At 73.7% G+C, this 20,005-nt stretch carries 20 protein-coding genes; 12 read left to right on the top strand and 8 right to left on the bottom strand.

All coding sequences use genetic code 11. The annotated features are described in order from the left end of the window. Positions 1 to 166: 166 nt before the first annotated feature. Positions 167 to 688, top strand: a complete 522-nt coding sequence (locus OG286_RS22305; protein ID WP_396321965.1) for a GNAT family N-acetyltransferase — start codon at positions 167 to 169, stop codon at positions 686 to 688. A 40-nt stretch (positions 689 to 728) separates the two neighbouring features. Then, entirely contained in the window at positions 729 to 2,042 is a 1,314-nt protein-coding gene (locus tag OG286_RS22310) for a GNAT family N-acetyltransferase (RefSeq protein ID WP_396321964.1), read from the top strand. 89 nt (positions 2,043 to 2,131) lie between these two features. On the opposite strand, the gene OG286_RS22315 is transcribed toward OG286_RS22310, so the two are convergent. Further along, entirely contained in the window at positions 2,132 to 2,950 is an 819-nt protein-coding gene (locus OG286_RS22315) for a TetR family transcriptional regulator (RefSeq protein WP_396321963.1), read from the bottom strand. A 234-nt stretch (positions 2,951 to 3,184) separates the two neighbouring features. Here OG286_RS22315 and OG286_RS22320 point away from each other — a divergent pair, with 234 nt between their 5' ends. Beyond that, entirely contained in the window at positions 3,185 to 3,748 is a 564-nt protein-coding gene (locus OG286_RS22320) for a GNAT family N-acetyltransferase (RefSeq protein ID WP_396321962.1), read from the top strand. Here OG286_RS22320 and OG286_RS22325 read toward each other — a convergent pair. Then, positions 3,733 to 4,218: a macro domain-containing protein gene (locus OG286_RS22325; RefSeq protein ID WP_405360287.1), complete on the bottom strand. Its 486-nt coding sequence runs from the start codon at positions 4,216 to 4,218 to the stop codon at positions 3,733 to 3,735. The genes OG286_RS22320 and OG286_RS22325 overlap by 16 nt on opposite strands. 9 nt (positions 4,219 to 4,227) lie before the next feature. Next, positions 4,228 to 5,550 (bottom strand): MFS transporter, encoded by a 1,323-nt coding sequence (locus OG286_RS22330; RefSeq protein WP_405360285.1) that lies wholly within the window; start codon positions 5,548 to 5,550, stop codon positions 4,228 to 4,230. 113 nt (positions 5,551 to 5,663) lie between these two features. Here OG286_RS22330 and OG286_RS22335 point away from each other — a divergent pair, with 113 nt between their 5' ends. Continuing rightward, positions 5,664 to 6,650, top strand: coding sequence for a LysR family transcriptional regulator (locus tag OG286_RS22335; RefSeq protein WP_396321959.1), 987 nt, complete (start codon positions 5,664 to 5,666; stop codon positions 6,648 to 6,650). A 202-nt stretch (positions 6,651 to 6,852) separates the two neighbouring features. On the opposite strand, the gene OG286_RS22340 is transcribed toward OG286_RS22335, so the two are convergent. After that, entirely contained in the window at positions 6,853 to 7,461 is a 609-nt protein-coding gene (locus OG286_RS22340; RefSeq protein ID WP_396321958.1) for a YceI family protein, read from the bottom strand. A gap of 175 nt (positions 7,462 to 7,636) precedes the next feature. Between OG286_RS22340 and OG286_RS22345 the strand changes: the two genes are divergently transcribed. From OG286_RS22345 to OG286_RS22360, 4 genes are all read left to right on the top strand, one after another. Beyond that, complete coding sequence (locus OG286_RS22345; RefSeq protein WP_405360283.1) at positions 7,637 to 8,731, top strand: MerR family transcriptional regulator; 1,095 nt, start codon at positions 7,637 to 7,639, stop codon at positions 8,729 to 8,731. A gap of 282 nt (positions 8,732 to 9,013) precedes the next feature. Continuing rightward, on the top strand, positions 9,014 to 9,430 hold the full coding sequence (locus OG286_RS22350; RefSeq protein WP_396321956.1) for a helix-turn-helix domain-containing protein: 417 nt from the start codon (positions 9,014 to 9,016) through the stop codon (positions 9,428 to 9,430). A gap of 18 nt (positions 9,431 to 9,448) precedes the next feature. Then, positions 9,449 to 10,003 carry a hypothetical protein gene (locus OG286_RS22355; RefSeq protein ID WP_396321955.1) on the top strand — a complete coding sequence of 185 codons (555 nt, stop codon included), beginning with the start codon at positions 9,449 to 9,451 and terminating at the stop codon, positions 10,001 to 10,003. A 167-nt stretch (positions 10,004 to 10,170) separates the two neighbouring features. Further along, positions 10,171 to 10,524: a DUF2516 family protein gene (locus OG286_RS22360; RefSeq protein ID WP_396321954.1), complete on the top strand. Its 354-nt coding sequence runs from the start codon at positions 10,171 to 10,173 to the stop codon at positions 10,522 to 10,524. Positions 10,525 to 10,734: 210 nt separating this feature from the next. Here OG286_RS22360 and OG286_RS22365 read toward each other — a convergent pair whose 3' ends face one another. Beyond that, complete coding sequence (locus tag OG286_RS22365; protein WP_396321953.1) at positions 10,735 to 12,198, bottom strand: PP2C family protein-serine/threonine phosphatase; 1,464 nt, start codon at positions 12,196 to 12,198, stop codon at positions 10,735 to 10,737. A 235-nt stretch (positions 12,199 to 12,433) separates the two neighbouring features. Between OG286_RS22365 and OG286_RS22370 the strand changes: the two genes are divergently transcribed. Further along, positions 12,434 to 12,985 (top strand): O-acetyl-ADP-ribose deacetylase, encoded by a 552-nt coding sequence (locus tag OG286_RS22370; RefSeq protein ID WP_396321952.1) that lies wholly within the window; start codon positions 12,434 to 12,436, stop codon positions 12,983 to 12,985. Positions 12,986 to 13,146: 161 nt separating this feature from the next. Here the strand turns inward: OG286_RS22370 and OG286_RS22375 are convergent, their stop codons facing one another. Further along, positions 13,147 to 13,977 (bottom strand): class I SAM-dependent methyltransferase, encoded by an 831-nt coding sequence (locus tag OG286_RS22375; protein ID WP_396321951.1) that lies wholly within the window; start codon positions 13,975 to 13,977, stop codon positions 13,147 to 13,149. 479 nt (positions 13,978 to 14,456) lie between these two features. Between OG286_RS22375 and mshA the strand changes: the two genes are divergently transcribed. After that, the gene (gene mshA / locus OG286_RS22380; protein ID WP_396322073.1) at positions 14,457 to 15,782 is read left to right on the top strand and encodes a D-inositol-3-phosphate glycosyltransferase; all 1,326 of its coding nucleotides are present in this window, start codon (positions 14,457 to 14,459) and stop codon (positions 15,780 to 15,782) included. A gap of 47 nt (positions 15,783 to 15,829) precedes the next feature. Next, a complete protein-coding gene (locus tag OG286_RS22385; RefSeq protein ID WP_396321950.1) occupies positions 15,830 to 16,390 on the top strand; it encodes a YbjN domain-containing protein in 561 nt (186 codons plus the stop codon). 108 nt (positions 16,391 to 16,498) lie between these two features. Here the strand turns inward: OG286_RS22385 and OG286_RS22390 are convergent, their stop codons facing one another. After that, positions 16,499 to 17,800, bottom strand: a complete 1,302-nt coding sequence (locus OG286_RS22390; protein WP_396321949.1) for an MDR family MFS transporter — start codon at positions 17,798 to 17,800, stop codon at positions 16,499 to 16,501. A gap of 149 nt (positions 17,801 to 17,949) precedes the next feature. Here OG286_RS22390 and OG286_RS22395 point away from each other — a divergent pair, with 149 nt between their 5' ends. After that, positions 17,950 to 18,708 (top strand): phosphoglyceromutase, encoded by a 759-nt coding sequence (locus OG286_RS22395; protein WP_396321948.1) that lies wholly within the window; start codon positions 17,950 to 17,952, stop codon positions 18,706 to 18,708. Positions 18,709 to 19,186: 478 nt separating this feature from the next. Here the strand turns inward: OG286_RS22395 and phoU are convergent, their stop codons facing one another. Then, positions 19,187 to 19,873 carry a phosphate signaling complex protein PhoU gene (phoU, locus tag OG286_RS22400; RefSeq protein ID WP_396321947.1) on the bottom strand — a complete coding sequence of 229 codons (687 nt, stop codon included), beginning with the start codon at positions 19,871 to 19,873 and terminating at the stop codon, positions 19,187 to 19,189. Positions 19,874 to 20,005: the final 132 nt, after the last annotated feature.

Below are 20,005 nucleotides of genomic sequence, written 5' to 3' on the forward strand. Positions count from 1 at the left end.
GGCTCCCATCATGCCCGTCCGCCGTCCCTCCGTCCGCCGTCCTGCCCGTCCCGCCCGTCCCGCCCGTCCCGCCCGGCGTGCGGAAGGCCGGCGTGCGGAAGGCTGGTTGTCGGAGGGCCGGTTGTCGGAGGGCGGCCGTACGATGGCCGGCCGGAAGGGAAGTGACATGAGGCTGCGGGACGTCGAGCCGGGGGATGCCGGGGCCTACGTCCGGATGCGGTGCGATCCGGTGATGATGGCCGAACTGGGCGGGCCGCTGCCGGTGGAGGGCATCGCGGACAAGGTCCGGCGGGACGTGCTGGCCGCGGCGGCGGACCGCTCCTGGATCAAGATGATCGTCCCGGACGGGGCCGCGCCGGGCGAGGTGGCCGGGAGCGTCACGCTCTGGCCGAACGAGGAGGGCGGCGAGGTCGTCTCCGAGATCGGCTGGATGGTGCTGCCGGAGTTCCAGGGCCGCGGCGTCGGCAAGGCGGCCGTCCGGGCCGTGCTCGACCTGGCCGCCCGGGACGGCCGCTGGGGCCCGGTGCACGCCCACCCGGCAACCACCAACGGGCCGTCCAACGGCATCTGCCGCACCCTCGGTTTCCGGCTGCTCGGCGAGCGGGAGGTGGACTTCGCGGGCCGGCTTCTGCGGGTCAACCACTGGGTCTTCGACCCCCTGGACCGGCCCGGGGCAGCGGCGGAATAAATCGGATGCCGCCGCCGGGGGCCCGCCGTACCGTGGGCGGATGGGCAACGATGCGTACGGCGAGACCGGCGACCAGGGCCACGGCCGGCTGGAGGAACGGACCGACACGGTCGGCGGAGCAGAGATCCGGGCGATCGCCGAGAGCGAGATCGAGGCCTGGGGCCGCGCGATCTCCCTGGGGTTCCTGCGCCCGCACGCGGAGAGCGCGCTGGAGTTCCGCCGGCTGCAGTGGCAGCCCGGGCGGGCGCTCGGGGCCGAGGCCGAGGGCCGGTTCGTCGCCACCTACCGGAGCTTCGACGTCGAGCTGACCGTCCCCGGCGGGGCCGTCGTCCCGGCGAACGCGATCACCTCCGTCACCGTGACGACCACCCACCGCCGGCGCGGCCTGCTGAGCCGGATGATGTCGCGGGACCTCGCGGCCGCCCGCGAGCGCGGCGCCCCCGTCGCCGTCCTGATCGCCGCCGAGTACAGCATCTACGCCCGGTTCGGCTTCGGCCCGGCCACCCGTGGCCACGGGTGGAACGTCGACCTGACGCGCGCCCGCGGCCTGCGCGACGGCCTGCCCACCGTGCCCGGCGGGCGGATCGAGTTCCTCACCATGGAGGAGCTGCGCAAGGTGGGCCCCGAGCTGCACGACCGCTGGCGGCTCACCCAGCCCGGCGCGCTCGCCCGCGACGAGGCGTGGTGGAAGCGCCACACCGGCGCGGTCCCGGTCCCGGGCTTCGAGTGGAAGGAGCCCTTCGCCGCCGTCCACCGGGACGCCGAGGGCAACGCCACCGGCCTGGCCGTCTACCGGGTCGATGACACCTGGGACGGCAGCTACCCGAACTGCACGCTCACCGTGGTCGACTTCCTCGCCCTCGACCGGGCCACCGCCGCCGAACTGTGGCGGTTCCTGTTCTCGGTCGACTGGGTGCGCAAGGTCGTGATCGAGAACATAGGCCCGGACGACCCGCTGCCTCTGCTGCTCAACGACCCGCGCGCGGCCACCCCGTACGCGGAGAATGCCGACTTCATGTGGCTGCGGGTGCTCGACTTCGAGGCCGCGTTCAACGCCCGGACGTACGGCGCGCCCGGCCGGGTCGTGCTGGAGGTCAAGGACCGCGACGGCTACGCCGCCGGTCGCTGGGCGATCGAGGCCGCCGCCGATGGCACCGGCCGCTGCACCCGCACCACCGACGTGCCCGACCTCCTGCTCGAATCCTCGGCGCTCGGGTCGCTCTACCTGGGCGGCGAGACGGCTCCCCGGCTGGCCGCGGCCGGTCTGGTCACCGAGGTCTGGGACGGCGCCGCGGCCGCCGTGGACCTGGTACTGCGCACACCGCTGCTCTCCTGGAACCCGGACGGCTTCTGAGTCGGGCGCCCCGAAGCACCGGTGCCGGGCCGGCCGTCTCCCCGACGGCCGGCCCGGCGCCGTTCGATCCCCGGCTTCGCATGCTCCGCCTACTTGACGGCGGTTTTCCCGATGGTCGGCAGGATGAAGTCCTGAATAAGTCCCTTGGCGTCGCGGACAATCGGCCGGAATACCCGATAACGCGAGAGGTTGATCACCCGGGCCGCCATGGGGGTGGACCGGCGGACGAATTCCCGCGTCCGCTCGGTGTCCTCGGTCCGGTCGAAGACCCAGTAGAGGACCACGACCATGAGGTGCAGCCAGAGGACGTCCGGCAGGAGCTCGACCAGCTCGGCGTCCAGCTTCGGCGCCAGTTCCGAGCCCTGCAGCACGTCGCGGAACAGCTCCACGGCGGTCGCCCGCGCCGGGTGCGACTCGTTGGAGAACGGGCTCAGCGAGCTGGTCGGGTCGGCGGCCGTCCGGAAGAACTGCGCGGCGAACTCGTGGTACGGCGCGGCGGTGTCGAGCCAGGAGGTCAGCGCGATTTCCAGCCGCTCGGCGAAATCCCGAGTATGGGCCATGCGATTCCTGGCGTCCGCCGCGTGGTCGTACGTCATCCGGTCGTAGAATCCCTGGATCAGGAATTCCTTCGCCGAAAAATAATAGTAAGCATTCCCGACCGAGACGCCCGCCTCGGTGGCAATGGCGCGCATGGTGGTCTTCTCGTAGCCGCGCTCCTGGAACAGCCGCATCGCGGTCTCCAGGATCAGGGCCCGGGTCGCCTCACTCTTGTCCGTCTTCGGCTGGGCTCTTCCGCCGGGAAGCTCCGCCGGAGCGGGGGTGCCGGTGGCGAGGCTGTCGCCGGGGCTGTCGGTGCCGGCGGTGCCACTCGTGCTGTCGGGTCCGTTCGTCGCTGCCAGGTCGTTCACGGCTCCGAGCCTAGGGCCTGCCGTCAAACTCCCGCCTGCCTGGCGGTGTCAGGGCAGGCCTGACACGACCGCTCAGCTCCGACCGGTGTCGGTACGGACAGCACCGGATGCCCCCTCCGCACCCGGTACCGCCGCTCCGCCCGCGTCCGGTTCGAACGCGTTCAAAAGCATGGGCATGACTCTAGGGGCTGGAGTTGAACATGCTCAAGCTGGGGCGTGTGGGAAGCTCGTCACATGAACGCCACCATCCGCCGCGGCACCGCGCACGACGCCGAGGCCGTTGCCGGCCTGCACGCCCTCAGCTGGCGCACCGCCTACACCGGCATCGTCCCGGAGCAGGCGCTCGGTGACGGGATGGTCGCCGCGCGGCGCGAGCTCTGGGCGTTGCGGCTGACCGTCGACTACGGCGAACCGGCCAACACCCCCGAGCTGCTGATCGCCGAACAGACCGGGAGCGTCGTCGGCTTCGTCTACCTGGTGCCGCAGGAGGACGGGCGGGTGCTCCTGGACAACCTGCACGTCCGGCCCGGGCAGACCGGCGGAGGCATCGGCCGTGCGCTGCTCGACGCGGCGCGCGGGCATGTCGCCAGGCAGCACCCCGGCGCCGACCTCTACCTGGAGGTGCTGCGCGACAACGCCCGGGCGGTCGCGTTCTACGAGCGCGAGGGCGGCCGCCGGACGGCCGAGCAGGAGGGCGTCTTCCCGGGCGGCTACCTGCTGCCCGAGTACGAGTACACCTGGCCGGCGGCGTCGGTGCGGCCGTCACCGGCATCGGCGGGCCTTCAGTCGACGTCGTAGACCGTCACCGGGATCCCCCGGTCCACCAGGCGGGCCGTCACCAGCGGCTCGACCAACTCCCAGCGCCCGCCTGCCAGTCCACAGCCGATCCGCGGCATGTGGACGGAGGCGCCGAGCGCGGGCGCCCGCTCGGCCAGCGCCGCCAGCGCGGTGTCGATCGCCTCGTACCGCACCGGTACGCCCGTCGACCGGCCGGTCCGGAGGCCGCGCTGCCCGACGAGGTTGGCCACCCAGACGTACGGCTCGACCTGCACCAACTGGGCGGCTCCCAGGCCGAAGTCGTTCTTCGCGCGCTCCCGGTGCCAGCGCCGGAACGCCGCCTCCGGCTCCGGCCAGCGCCGCGACAGGGCCAGCACGAATCCCTTGCCCCACCCGCCGAGGTCGTTGCAGACGTGCGCGATCACCTTCACGCCCTTCGCCTGGGGCGCGGTGGCGTCGCCACGGACGTATCGGATGGTCGCCGTCTCCATGCCCGAACGCTAGCGCGCGGCAGTGACAGCCCGTTCGGAATTTTCGGACGCCGAGGGAGCGCCCGCGGCCGATGAAGTGCCCCGTACCGGGAGGGAGCCCTGCACCGGGAGGGGGGCGTCCGGGGCCGTGGAAGAGCCCGGTATCCGCAGGTGGCGGCGGCCCGCCAGGGCGATCAGCAGGGCGAGCGCGGCGGCTCCCGCGGGCAGCCAGTAGCCGGAGCCGGGTGCGGCGTGCTCGGCGACCGCCCCGGCGAGGGCCGCGCCGGCCGAGATGCCGACCACGATGCCGGACACCGCGACCGCCATGCCCTCGTTCAGCTGCCTCTGCGGGAGCAGCTCCTGGACCAGCGTCATGCCGGTGACCATGGTCGGTGCGGTGCCCGTCCCGGCCACGAACAGCGTGACGCCGAGCACGGCCGGTCCGGCGCCGCCCACCCCCGCGGCCAGCGGCAGGAGCAGCAGGACGGCCATCGCGGTGACACCGAGCAGGAAACGGACGCCCGCCGCCCGGCGCGGCCGGAGCAGGCCGAAGAGCAGCCCGGCCACGCACGAGCCGGCCGCGACCAGCGCCAGCAGACCGCCCGCCACCGGCTTCTGTCCGAGAGCGTCGGCGTAGGCCACGGTGGTCACCTCCATCGAGCCGAAGACCACGCCGCTGGCGAGGAAGGTCAGCACCAGCACCCGCAGCCCCGGCACCCGCAGCGGCGAGCCGTGGCCGCTGCCCGTCGGGCGCTCCGCGAGCGGGGGTTCGGTGCGTCGCTGGGCGGCGAAGAGCAGGGCGCCGACGGAGCCGAGCACCCCGGCGGTGAGCATGCCGGCCTCCGGTGCGACCGCCGTGCAGAGCAGCATCGCGAGCACCGGCCCGGCCATGAAGCAGAGCTCGTCCAGCGCCTGTTCGAAGGAGTTGGCGAGGTGCCGGGCGGCCGGGTCGGCCCGGTAGAGGTGTGCCCAGCGGGCCCGCGCCATGCCGCCCAGGTTCGGCGCCGCCGCGCCGGCCGCCCAGCAGGCGTACAGCGTCCAGTCGGGCGCGCCGGAGCGGACGCAGACCAGCAGGCCGGTGAACGGGACGGCGTTGTACAGCGTGGCCGGGACGGCGACGCGCGCCTGCCCGTACCGGTCGACCAGGCGGCCGAGCAGCGGCATGCCGATCGCCCCGGTGACCAGGCCGGCCGCCGAGACGCTGCCCGCCAGTGCGTACGAGCCGCGTCGTTCGGCGAGCAGCACCACCAGGGAGACGCCCGTCATCGACATCGAGAGCCGGCCGAACAGCCCGGCGAAGGTGAAGGCGGCGGTGCCGGGCAGGGCGAAGAGCCGTCGGTAGGAGGCGCGCACGGTACTCCGAAGCAGAGAGTGGGGGAGGGAGCTCCCAGCCTCACGTCTCGGCCCGGGCACGGTCCAACACCTGTTTCGCCGTACTGACAACATGATGTTGTTAATCTGCCGTCATGCCCTCCGACCTGCACCCCCGCCTGCTCCGCGGTTTCGTCGCGACGGCCGAGACCCTGCACTTCGGCCGGGCCGCCGAACGCCTGCACGTCGCCCAGCAGGCGCTCAGCCGGGACGTCCGCGCGCTGGAGAGGCTGCTCGGCGACGCGCTCTTCACCCGGACCACCCGTAGCGTCGAACTCACCCGGGCGGGGCTGCTGTTGCTGCCGAAGGCGCGCCAGCTCCTCGCCCTGCACGACGAGATCGTGACGGCCGCCGAGCTCCGCCCGTTGCTGCTGGACGTCAACAGCAACGTCAACGGCCCCGATCTGACCTCCGACCGGCTGCTCGAACTCGCCCGCGCCGCCTGGCCGGAGGGCGACATCCTGGCCCGCTTCCTCGGCGGTCTGGCGGCGGCGGCCGAGGAGCTGATCGCCCACCGCCTGGACGCCTCGCTCGGCCGGTTCGCCGGCCTGGACGCCCGGGTGCGGGGCCAACTCGTCCAGACGCCGGTGCGGTTGGAGCGGGTCTCGGTGATGATGGCGGTCGGCCACCCGCTGGCCGGCCGACCGGTGCTGCGCCTGGCGGAGCTGGCCGGCCACCCCGTGGACGTCTGCGCCGGCAACCCGGCCACCACCGAATGGGCCGACTTCGGCACCCGGCTGCTGCGCGAGCACAGGCTGACGGCGGCGGCGCCGTACGTCCCGCCGGTCGGGGTGGACGAGACCGCCCGCTACCTCACCCGGCACGGCGACCCGATGCTGACCACCACCAGCGGGCCGCTGATCCCCGGCGTGGTGAACGTGCCACTCGTCGACCCGGTGCCGCTCAGCCTGGTCAGCCTGGTACACCGCCCGGGTCTGCGGCACCCGGGACTGACGGCGCTGCGCGCGGCGGCCGGCGAACTCGGCGCCCGGGAGGGGTGGCTGCGGCGCCCGGCGGGCAGTTGGCTGCCGGCCGCCGACGCGGCGCTGCTGGAGGCGGGGGCGGTACTGCCGGGGGCGTAGGTCGTCCCGGCCGCAGCCGGTTCGTCACGCCGGACGACGGCGGATCCCGCAGGACCGGAATTCGGCGGCCGAGGGGCGTTGTTGTGCGCGGAGACGTCCCCACCCCTGCCGCTCGGGGGTCGGCAGGGGTGGGGCGTGGGCGGGGCGGTCGCTACGGCGACCGTCGGTGCGAAGGTCGGTCCGGCGGCCGTGGTCGGCCGGTTCAGGCCGCCTTGACGGCGGAGATGTCGAAGCTGAGCTTGACCTTCTCGCCGATCAGCACGCCGCCGGTCTCCAGGGCGGCGTTGTAGGTGAGGCCCCAGTCGGTGCGGTCGAGTACGGCCGAGCCCTCGAAGCCGACCCGCTCGGCGCCGTAGGCGTCGGTGGCGCTGCCGGTGTAGTCGAGGTCCAGCACGATCGGGCGGGTGGTGCCCTTGATCGTGAGCTCGCCGTTCATCCGGTACGAGTCGCCGCGCAGACGCTCGGCGGAGGTGCTGCGGAAGCGGATCTCCGGGTGGGCGTCGGCGGCGAAGAAGTCGCCGGTGCGCAGGTGCTCGTCGCGCTGCGCCTGGTTGGTGTCGATGCTCGCGACCTTGATCACCAGCTCGGCGCTCGAGTTGCCCGGGGTGGTGCCGTCCAGGTGCAGCTTGCCGTCGTAGTCGGTGAAGCGGCCCTTGACGTTGGTCACCATGGCGTGGCGCACCGAGAAGCCGACCTCGCTGTGGGTGGTGTCGATGGCCCAGTCGCCGGTGAGGTGGCCCAGGTCCGGGCCGGCGGGGGTGTCGATGACGGTGGTGGCGACGGCGTTCTTGGTGCGGTTGAAAAGGCCCATGGCTCCTCCTCGGGTTCGAAGCCATTTGTTTAGGCTTCAACTTGTTGCCTCCACTGTAGGGCGATCTCGTTCAAAGTTCAACCATGTGGTGACGGTCGCGCCGCCCGGTACCGTCGACGCCGGTCCGGCCGTGCGGCTTGACCCTCGACCTGGTCGAGGCCCCAGAGTCCCAGGCATGGAGAGCGACCTGCGCAGCATCGGTGAACTGGCCCGCGACAGCGGCCTCGGCGTCAGTGCGCTGCGCTTCTACGACGGCGCCGGCGTCCTCGCCCCCGCCTGGGTCGACCCGCAGACCGGCTACCGCTGGTACGCGCCGGACCAGCTCGCCGACGCCCGGCTGCTCTGCCGGCTGCGGCGGGTGGGCCTGCCCCTCGCCGGCATCCGGGCCGTGCTCGCCGCGGCCCCTGGCGACGGCACGGCCCACCGGGTGCTCGACGCGCATCTGCGGCGGCTGGAGGACGGCCTCGCCGACGCCCGCCGGGAGCTCTCCCTGATCCGCACGCTGATCGACCAGAGGGAGAACCCCATGACCACCGCCCCCGCCGCGCACGGCTTCACCGTCTCCGCCCGCGAGCTGGCCGCCGCCCTGGACGCGGTCCGCTTCGCGGTCGGCAGTGACCCCGAAGTACCCATGCTGTCGGGCGTGTTGTTCGACCTGGACGGGGGACTGCTGCGGCTGGTCGCCACCGACCGGTACCGGATGGCGCTGGCCGAAGTGCCCGCGCCGTCGACGTCCTCGACGGGCGTGATCGTCCCGACCGCGCTGGCCGACGCCGTCCGCGTGCTGCTCGGCTCCGGCGCGGAGGAGGCGGAACTGGCCATCGGCGCCGGGCGGTTCCGCGTCACGACCGGTGGTCACCGGATCGAGGGCGCCACCCTCGACCACGACTACCCCGACTACCGTTCGCTGGTCCGGCTCGACCCGGGCCACCGGGTCGGCCTGCCCGCCGCCGAGCTGCTCGGCGCGGTCGAGGCCGGCGCCACCCGCAGCCTGCCCTCCGGTCCGCACGGCTCCGCCTGCGAGGTCACCGTGCTCACCCTCGACCGGGACGGGCGGCTCACCATCGCCTCCGACGGCGCCGAGCCCGCCCCCGACGACGTCCGGGTGGCGGTCAATCGCGACTTCCTCCTGGACGCCCTCCGGGCCGGCGGCCCCGAGCAGCTCGTCCTCGAAATCGGCGGCCCGATCGCCCCGTTGGCCATCCGGACGGCCGGGCGGGCCGGCACCTTCTCCCTCCTCATGCCGATCCGGGTCCCCGAGCTCGCCTGAGCGCCTGCGCCCGATTGCCTTCGTGCGGCCGTTCCCGTCCGATCGCAGAGTCCCCGGCCGGGGTCCGGCCTCACTGGTCTCGGCCGGACGGGGATCACGGAGAGCTTCGAGACGGCCTGGGCGGCACTCGCGCCCGCCGCGCGCCGGTGCCTGGAGCTCGCCCACCGACACGAGCCCCGTGCCCGTCGGCCGTTCCCCGTCCTGTGGTCGGCGCGCGACGCCGTGTTTGCTGCTGTTAGCAGCATGCTTGCATTTGCAAGCGCGGTGATGCAGCCTGGTCGCATGGCCTCACTGAATGTCGGTTCGCTGGGCGAGTACATCCGCGAGCAACGGCGGAACGCGCAGTACTCGTTGCGGCAGCTGGCCGAGGCCGCCGGCGTGTCCAACCCCTACCTCAGCCAGATCGAGCGAGGGTTGCGCAAGCCGAGCGCGGAGATCCTCCAGCAGATCGCCAAGGCACTGCGGATCTCGGCGGAGACGCTGTACGTCCAGGCCGGGATCCTGGAGGAACGGCGGGGCGAGGGCCTGGAGCTGCGGGCCTCGATCCTGGCCGATCCGCTGATCAACGAGCAGCAGAAGCAGGCGCTGCTCGCGGTCTACGACGCCTTCCTCAAGGAGAACGCCGCGCGCAAGGACACTGACGCGGTGCCCGAAGACCCCGACGCCGACCGGCCGAAGACCGCCGGCCCGGCAACCTAGACCACGGGAGGACCGGCCATGCCGATCACGGATGAGATCAAGAAGACCCTGAGCGACCCGACCCCGCTCTACGCCCTCGCCGGCGCGGGGGACCTCGCCTACGAGAAGCTGCGCGAGGTGCCCGGCAAGGTCGAGGCGCTGGCCGCGGACCGCAAGGGCGCGCAGGAGAAGGCCACCGCCAGGCTCCAGGAGGCGCAGAGCCGGCTGGTGGAGGCGCAGACGAAGGTCGCGGACTCGGTGACCACACTGCCCACCGACCTCAAGATCCTCCAGGAGAAGGCGCAGAGCTTCGCGCTCCAGCAGGTCGGCCGCGCGGTCGAGCTGGCGGTGAAGGCCAAGGAGGCCTACGACGAGCTGGCCGAGCGCGGCAAGGGCGTCGTCGACCGGGGCCGTCCCGCCGAGTCCACGCCGGTGGCGGCCGAGCCCGCCTCCGCGAAGCCGGTGGAGGCCGAGCCCGAGGCGGTCGACGCCGAGCTGGTCGAGGACGACGAGCCCGGGGCGGAGGCCGCCACGGAGCCCGCAGCCGAGCGCGCCGTCAAGAAGTCCCCCCGGGCCCGCAAGAGCACCGAGTAGTCCGCCGGCCGGCCGGCGGAACGCCGGGAGCCACCACGGCCCGGTTGAGTCCGGGCCGCCCGGGGCACATCTGGTGACCTCGGGACGTTGACACCGTGGCGGGCGGATCGCCGTGCCAGGATGGGCGGCGGCCGGGACGCCGGAGCCGAGACGCAGAGGAGACCGCGATGGGCGGAGTGGCTCAGATCCTGGGCTTGGACTACCTGAACCCGTTCTGGTGGCTGGCCGTCGCCATCCTGGGTTTCAAGCTGTTCGCCCTGGTCGACGCGGCCACCCGACCGGAGGACGCGTACCGGGCGGCGGACAAGAAGACCAAGGGGTTCTGGCTGGCGGTCCTGGGGATCGCCTTCGGGCTGGACCTGCTGTTCGGGGCGAACTTCATGACCAGCTTCCTGACCCTGGCGGGCCTGGTCGCGGCGATCGTCTACATGGTCGACGTGCGCCCGGCGATCCGGGAGCTGACCGGCCGGGGCGGCGGCCGGGGCGACCGGCGCAACATGGGCCCCTACGGCCCCTGGTAGCCACCGGGCGGTCCACGCCCGGACACGGCCTGATACGGCCCGATACGGCCCGATACGGCCTGATACGGGTGGACACGGGCAGGACGAGACACGGACTCGGGCGGGCCGAGGCAGCACAAGGCACGGGCGGGACAAGGCAGGACGAGCGTCGAGCCCCGGCACGCGGAACCATCCGCGCGCCGGGGCTCTCCGTATGTGCCCCCGCCCCGGTCAGCCCAGGATCAGCTGCACCGGGTTGCGCTCCAGCAGCAGCACGGCGACGTCGTCCGTCAGCGCGCCGCCGTTCAGCTCCTCGACCTCGGCGATCGCGCTGTCCACCAGGCGGCCCCTGGTCAGCCCGGCGGACTGGTGGTCGCCGATGAGGTCCGCCAGGCCGTCCTGGCCGAGCCGGCGCGAGCCGGCCCCGACCCGACCCTCGATCAGGCCGTCGGTGTAGAGCAGCAGCCGCCAGCCGGCAGGCAGTTCGACCCGGTGCGCGGGCCAGACGGCCTGGCCGTCGTCGCAGGGGAGCAGGCCGAGTGCGGGGCCGGCGAGGTCGGCCGGCAGCATCGCCGGCTTCTGGCCGGCGCTGAGCAGCAGGGGCGCGGGGTGGCCGGCGAGGTAGAGCCGGGCGTGTTCGACGGCGCGGAGCGGGTCGAGTTTGCCGGCGGCGTCACCGGGCTCGATGACCAGCATGCAGAGCGTCGCGAAGATCTCGTCGCTGCGCCGCTCGTGCTCCAGGACGTGCTGAAGGGTGGTCAGCAGGGCCTCGCCGGTGAGGCCGGCGAAGACCAGGGTGCGCCACGCTATCCGGAGCGCCACGCCGAGCGCGGCTTCGTCCGGGCCGTGGCCGCAGACGTCGCCGATCACGACGTGGACGGTGCCGTCGTCGGTGCGCACCGCGTCGTAGAAGTCACCGCCGAGCAGGGCGCGGCGGCGGCCCGGGCGGTATCGCCGGGTGAAGGAGAGCCCGGCGCCGTCCAGCAGCGGGGTGGGCAGCAGGTGGCGCTGGAGCCGGGCGTTCTCCTGACCGCGCAGCTCGGCCTCGACAAGCCGGCGCTGGGACTCGTCGGCGCGCTTGCGCTCGACGGCGTACCGCAGGGCGCGGGCGAGCAGCGGGCCGTCCGTCTCGTGCTTGATCAGGAAGTCCTGCGCGCCGGCGGCCACCGCGGCGGCGCCCAGCTCGGCGCCGGCGGCGTCGGTGAGCACCACGACGGCGGTGTGCGGGGCCCGGCGGAGCAACTCGTGCAGGCCCTCCAGGCCGTCCGAGGCGTCCGAGGGGTGGGGCAGGTCGGCGGGGGCGGCGAGGTCGAGGAGGACGCAGCTGAAGTCGGTGCCGCGTGCCCGGCCGCGCCGGGACGAGGCGGGGGCCAGCAGTTCGGAGGCCTGCTCCAGCCCGCGGGCCCAGTGGATCTCGATCGGGGCGCCGCTGTCGGCCACCGCGGCCTTGAGCAGCTGGGCGTCGGAGGCGTCGTCCTCGATCACCAGCAGCCGGAGCGGGGCCGCCTGGGGTGGGGCGGGCGACGACGCGGGGGCGGCGTTCGACCGGGGGTGGGGTATCGGGGGAGGCGCCGTGGCCGGGCCGGCCGGTTTGTGGGCGGCGGACCGGTTGTGGGTACGGCCGGAGCGGGCACCGTCGAGGGTGCCCGGCGGGTCGGCGGCACCAGGTGCCCGCCCGTCTCCCGTTGCGGGCATCGGTTGATCCTCCCTTTCCCCGAGTGCGTAACGGTCGGCGTCCGTCCGCAGTGCCCGCGTGGCACCCTGCGTCGGGGAACTTCTCGCGACCATAACGTGATCTCCGGGGAACTCTCTGGCCGACCGGCACGGTTGTGTGGGTGCCACGCCGGTGGTGGTGTGGTGAACAGGACATGGCGACGACCGGGGCCCTGCCGACAGGCGCCGGGCCGGGCCCGGAAGGGCGGACACGGTGGTGACACGGATCACCCTGGTCGAGGGTGACATCACGGAACAGCAGGTGGACGCGGTCGTGAACGCCGCCAACTCCTCTCTGCTCGGTGGTGGCGGTGTGGACGGTGCGATCCACCGCAAGGGCGGGCCGCGGATTCTGGAGGAGTGCCGCAGGCTCAGGGCCTCGCACTGGGGCCGGGGCCTGCCCACCGGGCAGGCGGTGGCGACCACGGCGGGGCGGCTGCCGGCCCGCTGGGTGGTGCACACGGTGGGGCCGGTCTACCGGGAGGAGGAGTACGACGTGCGGGCGGAGCAGTTGGCCTCCTGCTATCGCGAGTCGCTCCGGGTGGCGGCGGAGCTGGGCGCGCGGACGGTGGCCTTCCCGGCGGTGTCGACCGGGGTGTATGGGTGGCCGCTGGAGGACGCGGCCCGGATCGCGCTCGGCACCGTCGTGGCGGAGGTGCCGGGGGCGGTGGGTGAGCCGGCGGAGGTGCGGTTCGTGCTGTTCGGCCCCGAGGCGTACGGGACATTCGAACGGGTCTGGCGGGCGATGGAGTCGGAGGGGCGGAAGTAAGGAGGAGGGGCAGGGGTCGGAGGGGCAGGACTGAGGCGCCGATCGGATGCCCCCATGGTGGCGTGACCAGGCGTCAACACGCCAGAGATATTCGATAACTCGTTCGAGTGAATCCCCGGGCTCGCTCAGCAGCGCGGCAGCCGTAGGCGCCAGCCGGGCGCCTACGGGGCGAGCGCCGTCCACGGAAGGGTGACCTCGCCCTGCCGCCACCGCCCGCGCGCGTCCACCAGCGGCCAGCTGCCGGCCAGCGCCGTGCAGGCGGCCACCCAGCGCTGCCGGGCCCCGAACGCCCCGTAGGGCGCGGCCGCCGCCCAGGCCCGGTCGAAGTCGGTGAGGAAGGCGTGCACCGGCCGGCCCGGCACGTTGTGGTGGATCAGCGCCTTGGGCAGCCGCTCCGCCAGGTCGGACGGCTGCCCGAGCCCGCCGAGCCGGGCCGCGAAGGTCACCGTCCGCGGGCCCTGCGGCCCGAGCGCGACCCAGACGTGCCGGCGTCCGACCTCGTCACAGGTCCCCTCGACCAGCAGCCCGTCCGGAGCCAGCCGGGCGCAGAGCCGTTCCCAGACCCCGGCCACCGCCGACTCCTCGTACTGCCGCAGCACATTGGCGGCCCGGATCAGCTGGGCGGGCGCGCCGCCGTCCAGCGGCACCTCGAAGCCGCCGCGCCGGAAGGTGAGCAGCGGCGGCTCCGCGTACGGCAGCGCGGCCGCGACCCGCTCCGGCTCGATCTCGATCCCCACCACGCGGACGTCCGCCCGCACCGCCCGCAGCCGCCCGGACAGCTCGACCGCCGTCCACGGCGCGGCGCCGTACCCGAGGTCGACGGCGACCGGCGGGCGGTCGGCGGAGCGCAGCGCGGGGCCCAGCGTGTGGGCGATCCAGCGGTCCATCCGCCGGAGGCGGTTGGTGTTGGTGGTGCCGCGGGTGACGGTCCCCACCGGCCGCCCCGCCCGCCCGCGGGCAGGCGTGGTCACGGAGTCGAAGGAGGCGGCCATGCCGAAAAGCGTACGCGGCCGCCCCCGGGCGCCCTGCCGTCCGCCCCCGCCCCGGCCCGTCCGTTCCGACGCCCCGCGCGCCCAGGCCCGTCGTACCGCGCTCCGCTGTACCCCGCCCGCTGTACCCCGCCCCGCCCCGCGCCGGCGAGCCCGCGTCCGGCGTACCGCCGCCCGTCCGTCGCCGGGGGTCATCTCATGTGCTGAGACGGGAATGCCGGTCGGTCACCCGGTGGTTGGCACACTGGTGGTGATGCGTGCCCGGACGGGGTAGCTCACCGCCGCGCCGCGACCGCGACGCGGTGGTGCGGTGTGGGCGGTGGCGCACACACCGTACGGCAGGCGGCGCACGGCAGGCAGGCAGGCTGCGGAGCGCCGCGGAGACAGAGCAGGGCTGCAGAGGCGGGCAGCACAGAGGAGGCTTCAGCCAGGTGATCCAGCACCCCGTCCGTTCGGTACGCCGTGCCCAGCCGACCCCGCCCGTGCGGGGCCGGCTCCAGTCGCTGGTCACGGGTGGCCGGCGCCGCCCGCGCCGGATAGCCATGCTCTCCGTCCACACCTCCCCGCTGCACCAGCCCGGCACCGGCGACGCCGGCGGCATGAACGTCTACATCGTGGAGCTGGCCAAGCGGCTCGCCGCGCTGGACATCGAGGTCGAGGTCTTCACCCGGGCGATCTGCTCGGACGACGCGCCCACCGTCGAGCTGGCCCCGGGCGTCCTGGTCCGGCACGTCACCGCCGGCCCGTTCGAGGGGCTGGTCAAGGAGGACCTGCCGGCCCAGCTCTGTGCCTTCACCCACGGTGTGCTCCGGACGGAGGCCGGCCACCGCCCCGGCCACTACGACCTGGTCCACTCGCACTACTGGCTCTCCGGCCAGGTCGGCTGGCTGGCCGCCCAGCGCTGGGGCGTGCCGCTGGTGCACACCATGCACACCATGGCGAAGGTCAAGAACGCCGCGCTGGCCGAGGGGGACACCCCCGAGCCGGCCGCCCGGGTGATCGGCGAGACGCAGGTGGTCGAGGCAGCCGACCGGCTGATCGCCAACACCACCGAGGAGGCCGCCGAGCTGGCCCTGCACTACGCGGCCCGCCCGGACCAGCTGGCCGTCGTCCACCCGGGCGTCAACCTGGACGTCTTCCGCCCGGGCGGCCCGGAGGCGCGCGCCGCCGCGCGGGCCCGGCTCGGCCTGCCGCAGGACGCCGCGGTGCTGCTCTTCGCCGGCCGGATCCAGCCGCTGAAGGCGCCGGACGTGCTGCTCCGTGCGGTCGCTGCGTTGCTGGAGCGGCAGCCGGAGCTGCGCGAGCGGCTGGTGGTGCCCGTGGTCGGCGGTCCGTCCGGCACCGGGCTGGCCAAGCCGGAGAGCCTGCACAAGCTCGCCGCCCAGCTGGGCATCTGTGACGTGGTCCGGTTCCACCCGCCGGTCGGGCAGGCCCAGCTCGCCGAGTGGTACCGCGCGGCGACGGCGCTGGTGATGCCCTCGTACAGCGAGTCCTTCGGGCTGGTCGCGCTGGAGGCGCAGGCCTGCGGGACGCCGGTGGTGGCGGCCGCGGTCGGCGGCCTGCCGGTCGCGGTCCGGGACGGTGTGACCGGCACCCTGGTCCGCGGCCACGACCCGCAGGCCTGGGCCCATGCGCTGGAGCCGTACGTCACCGAGCCGGGCCTGCTCGCCCGGCAGGGGGCGGCGGCGGCCCGGCACGCCGCCGGGTTCGGCTGGGACACCGCGGCGGCGACCACCGCCGAGGTGTACGCAGGCAGCCTGGCCCGCCCGGCCGGCCGTCTCGGCGGATCCCGCCGCCGTCTGGCCTGAGCCCGCCCCGCTTTCGGGTGCCGGTACCGCCGAGTAACGTCACCCCCATGGCAATCCGCACCAAGGACGAGGCCCTGACCCTCCTGCGCACCGCGCTGGACGACGCCGGGGTGGCCTGGGAGCCGGCCACCACCGACCCGTACACGCTGGTGGCGACCCTCCCGGGCACCCGCAAGCTGAGCACCACCTGTGCGCTCCGGGCCGGCGACCACACCCTCTCGGTGAACGCCTTCGTGATCCGCCGCCCGGACGAGAACCACGAGGCCGTCTACCGGTGGCTGCTGGAGCGCAACACCCGGCTGTACGGCGTCGCCTACGCGATCGACGCGCTCGGCGACGTCTACCTGGCGGGCCGGCTGCCGCTGGAGGTGCTCACCCCGGACGTGGTGGACCGGCTGCTCGGGACGGTGCTGGACAACGCCGACGAGCCGTTCAACACCCTGCTGGAGCTGGGCTTCGCCTCCGCCATCCGGCGCGAGTGGGAGTGGCGGACCAAGCGCGGGGAGTCCACCCGCAACCTGGCCGCCTTCGCCCACCTCGCCGGACCGGCCACCGGGGCCGCGCCCGAGACCGAGGCTGCACCCGCGTCCGAGGCCGTCGCCGAGTAGCCCCGCCGCCGAGTAGCCCCGCCGTCGAGGGGCCCCGCCGTCGAACCGCCCGCGTCGGGTTGTACCGCCGCCCGGCCGCCCGACGGCCCCCGCCGAGCAGCCCCGGGTTCAGCAAGCCGCCGGGGCCGGCTCGGCCTCGGCGTCCGTCTTCCCGGGCGCCACCGAGGTGCTCGCGCCCCCGGCCACCCCCGCCGTCGCCGCGCCCGGCCGCCGCCCGAGCACCACGTACCCGGCCGCCGCGATCGTGCCGCAGACCGCGCAGGCGCCCCACATGGCGCCACCGCCGGCCCGCTCCAGCAGCACCCCGCCGGCCGCCGGCCCGAGGAACGAGGCGAGCGACCAGGAGAGCGAGTACACGCCCTGGTAGCGGCCACGGGCGTGAGTCGGCGACAGCTCGGCGACCAGGCCCATCATGGTCGGCGCGTTCAGGATCTCGCCGATCGTCCAGACCGCGACGGTGAAGGCGTAGAACCAGGCGGACGACCCGGCGAGCGCGGTCAGCCCGAAGCCCCAGCCGATGAACAGCGCGCTGGCGACCAGCAGCGCGGTCCGGTTGCGGTTCTCCATCCACCGCGTGAGCGGGATCTGCAGCAGCACGATGAGCAGCCCGTTGAGGCCGATCACCAGCCCGTACTGGGTGGAGGTGATGCCGGCCCGGCCCATGTCCACGGCCAGTGTGGTGCTGCCCTGCTGGGCGACGAGGGCGAGCAGCAGGTTGAGCGCCACCACCGCCATGAAGCGGGCGTCCCGGAACACCGTGCCGAGCCCGATCGCGGGCTCGCCTGCCTGCGCGGCCGGAGCGTCCGGCTTGGTCTCGGGGATCCGGACGAAGATGACCACCGCGCAGACCAGGGTGGAGAGCGCGTCCAGCAGGAAGAGCGTCAGGTAGCCATGGGTGGCGATCAGGCCGGCGGCCGCCGCGGAGAGGCCGAAGCCGATGTTGATCGCCCAGTAGTTCAGCGAGTAGGCGCGGACGCGGTCCTCGGCGGGCACGATGTCCGCGATGATCGCCGAGGTCGCCGGCCGCGTCGCGTTGTTGCAGAGGCCGACCAGGAAGGCGACCGCGGCGATCGCCACCTGCCCGTCCGTGAAGCCGAGCACCGTCGTGAACAGCGCGGTACCGAGCTGCGCGGCGACCAGCGTCGGCCGCCGTCCGATCCGGTCGGTCAGCACCCCGGCGCCGACTGCCGCGATCGCCGAACCGAGGCCGAACAGCGAGGCGACCAGACCCGCGTACGACGCCGAGTAGCCCCGATCCGCCGTCAGGTAGAGCGCCAGGAACGTGACGACGAACCCGCCGAGCCGGTTGATCAGGGTGCCTGTCCAGAGCCACCAGAACTGCCGGGGCATCCCGCCCATCGTCTCGCTCGCGGCTCTCCGGATTCGGGCGGAGACGGGCAGATCGGGCATGTGGGGGCTCCCGGGCGGCAGGTGTGCCGCTGAGCGGTACCGGCAGGTCCGAACAGCGGCCAGGTAAGTGGCACAGATGCAGTGCGCACATTACACGTGGGGGGAGGTCCGAACCAGGGGGTTTTTGGGCCTCCACTAAGCTGGGGGCCATGGCTGACACGACGTACCGACTCATCCTCCTCCGCCACGGCGAGAGCCAGTGGAACCAGAAGAACCTGTTCACCGGTTGGGTCGACGTCGACCTCAACGAGAAGGGCGAGAAGGAGGCCGCACGTGGTGGCGAGCTCCTCGCCGCCGAGGGATTCTTCCCCGACGTGGTGCACACCTCGCTGCTGCGCCGTGCGATCCGTACCTCGCAGATCGCCCTGGACAAGGCCGACCGCCACTGGATCCCGGTCAGCCGCAGCTGGCGTCTGAACGAGCGCCACTACGGCGCCCTCCAGGGCAAGGACAAGGCCCAGACGCTGGCCGAGTTCGGCGAGGAGCAGTTCCAGCTCTGGCGCCGCTCGTACGACACCCCGCCGCCGGTGCTGGCCGACGACGCCGAGTACTCGCAGGCCGGTGACGCCCGCTACGCGGACATCCCGAGCGAGCTGCGTCCGCGCACGGAGTGCCTCAAGGACGTCGTCGACCGGATGCTCCCGTACTGGTACGACGCCATCGTCCCGGACCTCGCCGCCGGCAAGACCGTCCTGGTCACCGCCCACGGCAACAGCCTGCGTGCGCTGGTCAAGCACCTCGACGGCATCTCCGACGAGGACATCGCCGGCCTCAACATCCCGACCGGCATCCCCCTGGTCTACGAGCTGGACGCCGACTTCAAGCCGGTCGCCAAGGGCGGCCGCTACCTCGACGCGGACGCCGCCGCCGCCGCCATCGAGGCGGTCAAGAACCAGGGCAAGAAGTAGCCCGAAGACGAGACGGCCCCACTCCCCGCGTGTGCGGGAGTGGGGCCGTCGCCGTTGCGTCGTCCGACGTTCGCGACCGCCTCCCACGGCGGCCGCGCACCCCGGAACTCCGCCGGGCGCCGGGCTCAGTGCCCGCAGCAGCCTCCGCTGACGCCGCCGCACTGGCAGGGGGCGCCGGACTGGCAGCCGCAGCCGCAGCCCGGACCGCAGCCGCAGCCGGCCGCAAGGACGGGCAGCAGCTTCGGGGCGGGCGGCTCAACGGTGTCGTGTGCCGGGGTCGGTCGAGTCGGGTTTGCCTTCATCGCGCTGGACCCTCCTTGTGAGGGGCACACTTCGGTGCCTACGGCATCGAGTGAAACCGCCGATCGGAGGGAGCGTCAACGGGCGCGCAGTGGTGGGGCGCCCGAAAGGCCGTGCGCCCTCACCACCTCTGCCCGAGGTTTACTCACCCCGCAGGGTGAGCGCCCCACCCGCCGGGTCACTTCCCGGCGGCCTCCGCGGCCTCGGTGGCGGCGACGAACTCGTCCACGTGCTCGCCGGTCACCAGGTACACCACGCGCTTGGCCACCGAGACCGCGTGGTCGGCGAAGCGCTCGTAGTAGCGGCCGACCAGGGTGACGTCGACGGCCGTCTCGATGCCGTGGTGCCAGCGGTCGTCGATCAGGTGCGCGAACAGCTCGCGGTGCAGCGCGTCGATCGCGTCGTCGTCCTGCTCCAGCTCCAGCGCCTTCTCGACGTCCTTGGTGGCGATCACCAGGCCCGCCTTGGCCACCAGCCGCTGGGCGAGCTGGCCCATCTCCAGGACGGTCGCGTGCAGGTCGCGCGGAACGGCCGAGTCGGGGTAGCGCAGCCGCGCGACCTTGGCCACGTGCCGGGCGAGGTCGCCGCAGCGCTCCAGGTCGGCGCTCATCCGCAGCGACGTGACGACGATGCGCAGGTCGGTGGCGACCGGCTGCTGGCGGGCGAGCAGGTCGATCGCCCGGTTCTCCAGCTCGTGGTGCAGGTCGTTGATCTTCCCGTCGGCGGCGATCACGCTCTCCGCCAGCGCCAGGTCCGCGTCGAGGAGTGCGGTGGTGGCTCGGCCCAGCGCCGAACCGGCCAGCCGGGCCATCTCGACCAGGCTGTCGCCGATCGAGTCGAGTTCCTCGTGGTACGCGTCGCGCATGCTCTCTCCTCAGTAGCTATGTCGGTGGCGGTGCCGACCGGTCGTCCCGTACGACCGTCGGTACGGCGTTCGGGTGACCGCTGCTGGTGGCGCGAATGGTACGCGCGCACCGGGGCCGGCGGACGGGTGTTC

Origin of the sequence: Kitasatospora sp. NBC_00039 (assembly GCF_045160625.1) — a bacterium.
In the GTDB taxonomy this organism is placed as follows: domain Bacteria; phylum Actinomycetota; class Actinomycetes; order Streptomycetales; family Streptomycetaceae; genus Kitasatospora.

Bases quoted from the DNA above. Each gene is read 5' to 3' on its own strand.
- OG286_RS22345 (WP_405360283.1), top strand. From the start codon at position 7,637: ATGGAGAGCGACCTGCGCAGCATCGGTGAACTGGCCCGCGACAGCGGC.
- phoU (WP_396321947.1), bottom strand. From the start codon at position 19,873: ATGCGCGACGCGTACCACGAGGAACTCGACTCGATCGGCGACAGCCTG.
- OG286_RS22360 (WP_396321954.1), top strand. From the start codon at position 10,171: ATGGGCGGAGTGGCTCAGATCCTGGGCTTGGACTACCTGAACCCGTTC.
- OG286_RS22320 (WP_396321962.1), top strand. From the start codon at position 3,185: ATGAACGCCACCATCCGCCGCGGCACCGCGCACGACGCCGAGGCCGTT.
- OG286_RS22350 (WP_396321956.1), top strand. From the start codon at position 9,014: ATGGCCTCACTGAATGTCGGTTCGCTGGGCGAGTACATCCGCGAGCAA.
- OG286_RS22390 (WP_396321949.1), bottom strand. From the start codon at position 17,800: ATGCCCGATCTGCCCGTCTCCGCCCGAATCCGGAGAGCCGCGAGCGAG.
- OG286_RS22375 (WP_396321951.1), bottom strand. From the start codon at position 13,977: ATGGCCGCCTCCTTCGACTCCGTGACCACGCCTGCCCGCGGGCGGGCG.
- OG286_RS22325 (WP_405360287.1), bottom strand. From the start codon at position 4,218: ATGGAGACGGCGACCATCCGATACGTCCGTGGCGACGCCACCGCGCCC.
- OG286_RS22340 (WP_396321958.1), bottom strand. From the start codon at position 7,461: ATGGGCCTTTTCAACCGCACCAAGAACGCCGTCGCCACCACCGTCATC.
- OG286_RS22355 (WP_396321955.1), top strand. From the start codon at position 9,449: ATGCCGATCACGGATGAGATCAAGAAGACCCTGAGCGACCCGACCCCG.
- OG286_RS22385 (WP_396321950.1), top strand. From the start codon at position 15,830: ATGGCAATCCGCACCAAGGACGAGGCCCTGACCCTCCTGCGCACCGCG.
- OG286_RS22310 (WP_396321964.1), top strand. From the start codon at position 729: ATGGGCAACGATGCGTACGGCGAGACCGGCGACCAGGGCCACGGCCGG.
- OG286_RS22395 (WP_396321948.1), top strand. From the start codon at position 17,950: ATGGCTGACACGACGTACCGACTCATCCTCCTCCGCCACGGCGAGAGC.
- OG286_RS22305 (WP_396321965.1), top strand. From the start codon at position 167: ATGAGGCTGCGGGACGTCGAGCCGGGGGATGCCGGGGCCTACGTCCGG.
- OG286_RS22365 (WP_396321953.1), bottom strand. From the start codon at position 12,198: ATGCCCGCAACGGGAGACGGGCGGGCACCTGGTGCCGCCGACCCGCCG.
- OG286_RS22335 (WP_396321959.1), top strand. From the start codon at position 5,664: ATGCCCTCCGACCTGCACCCCCGCCTGCTCCGCGGTTTCGTCGCGACG.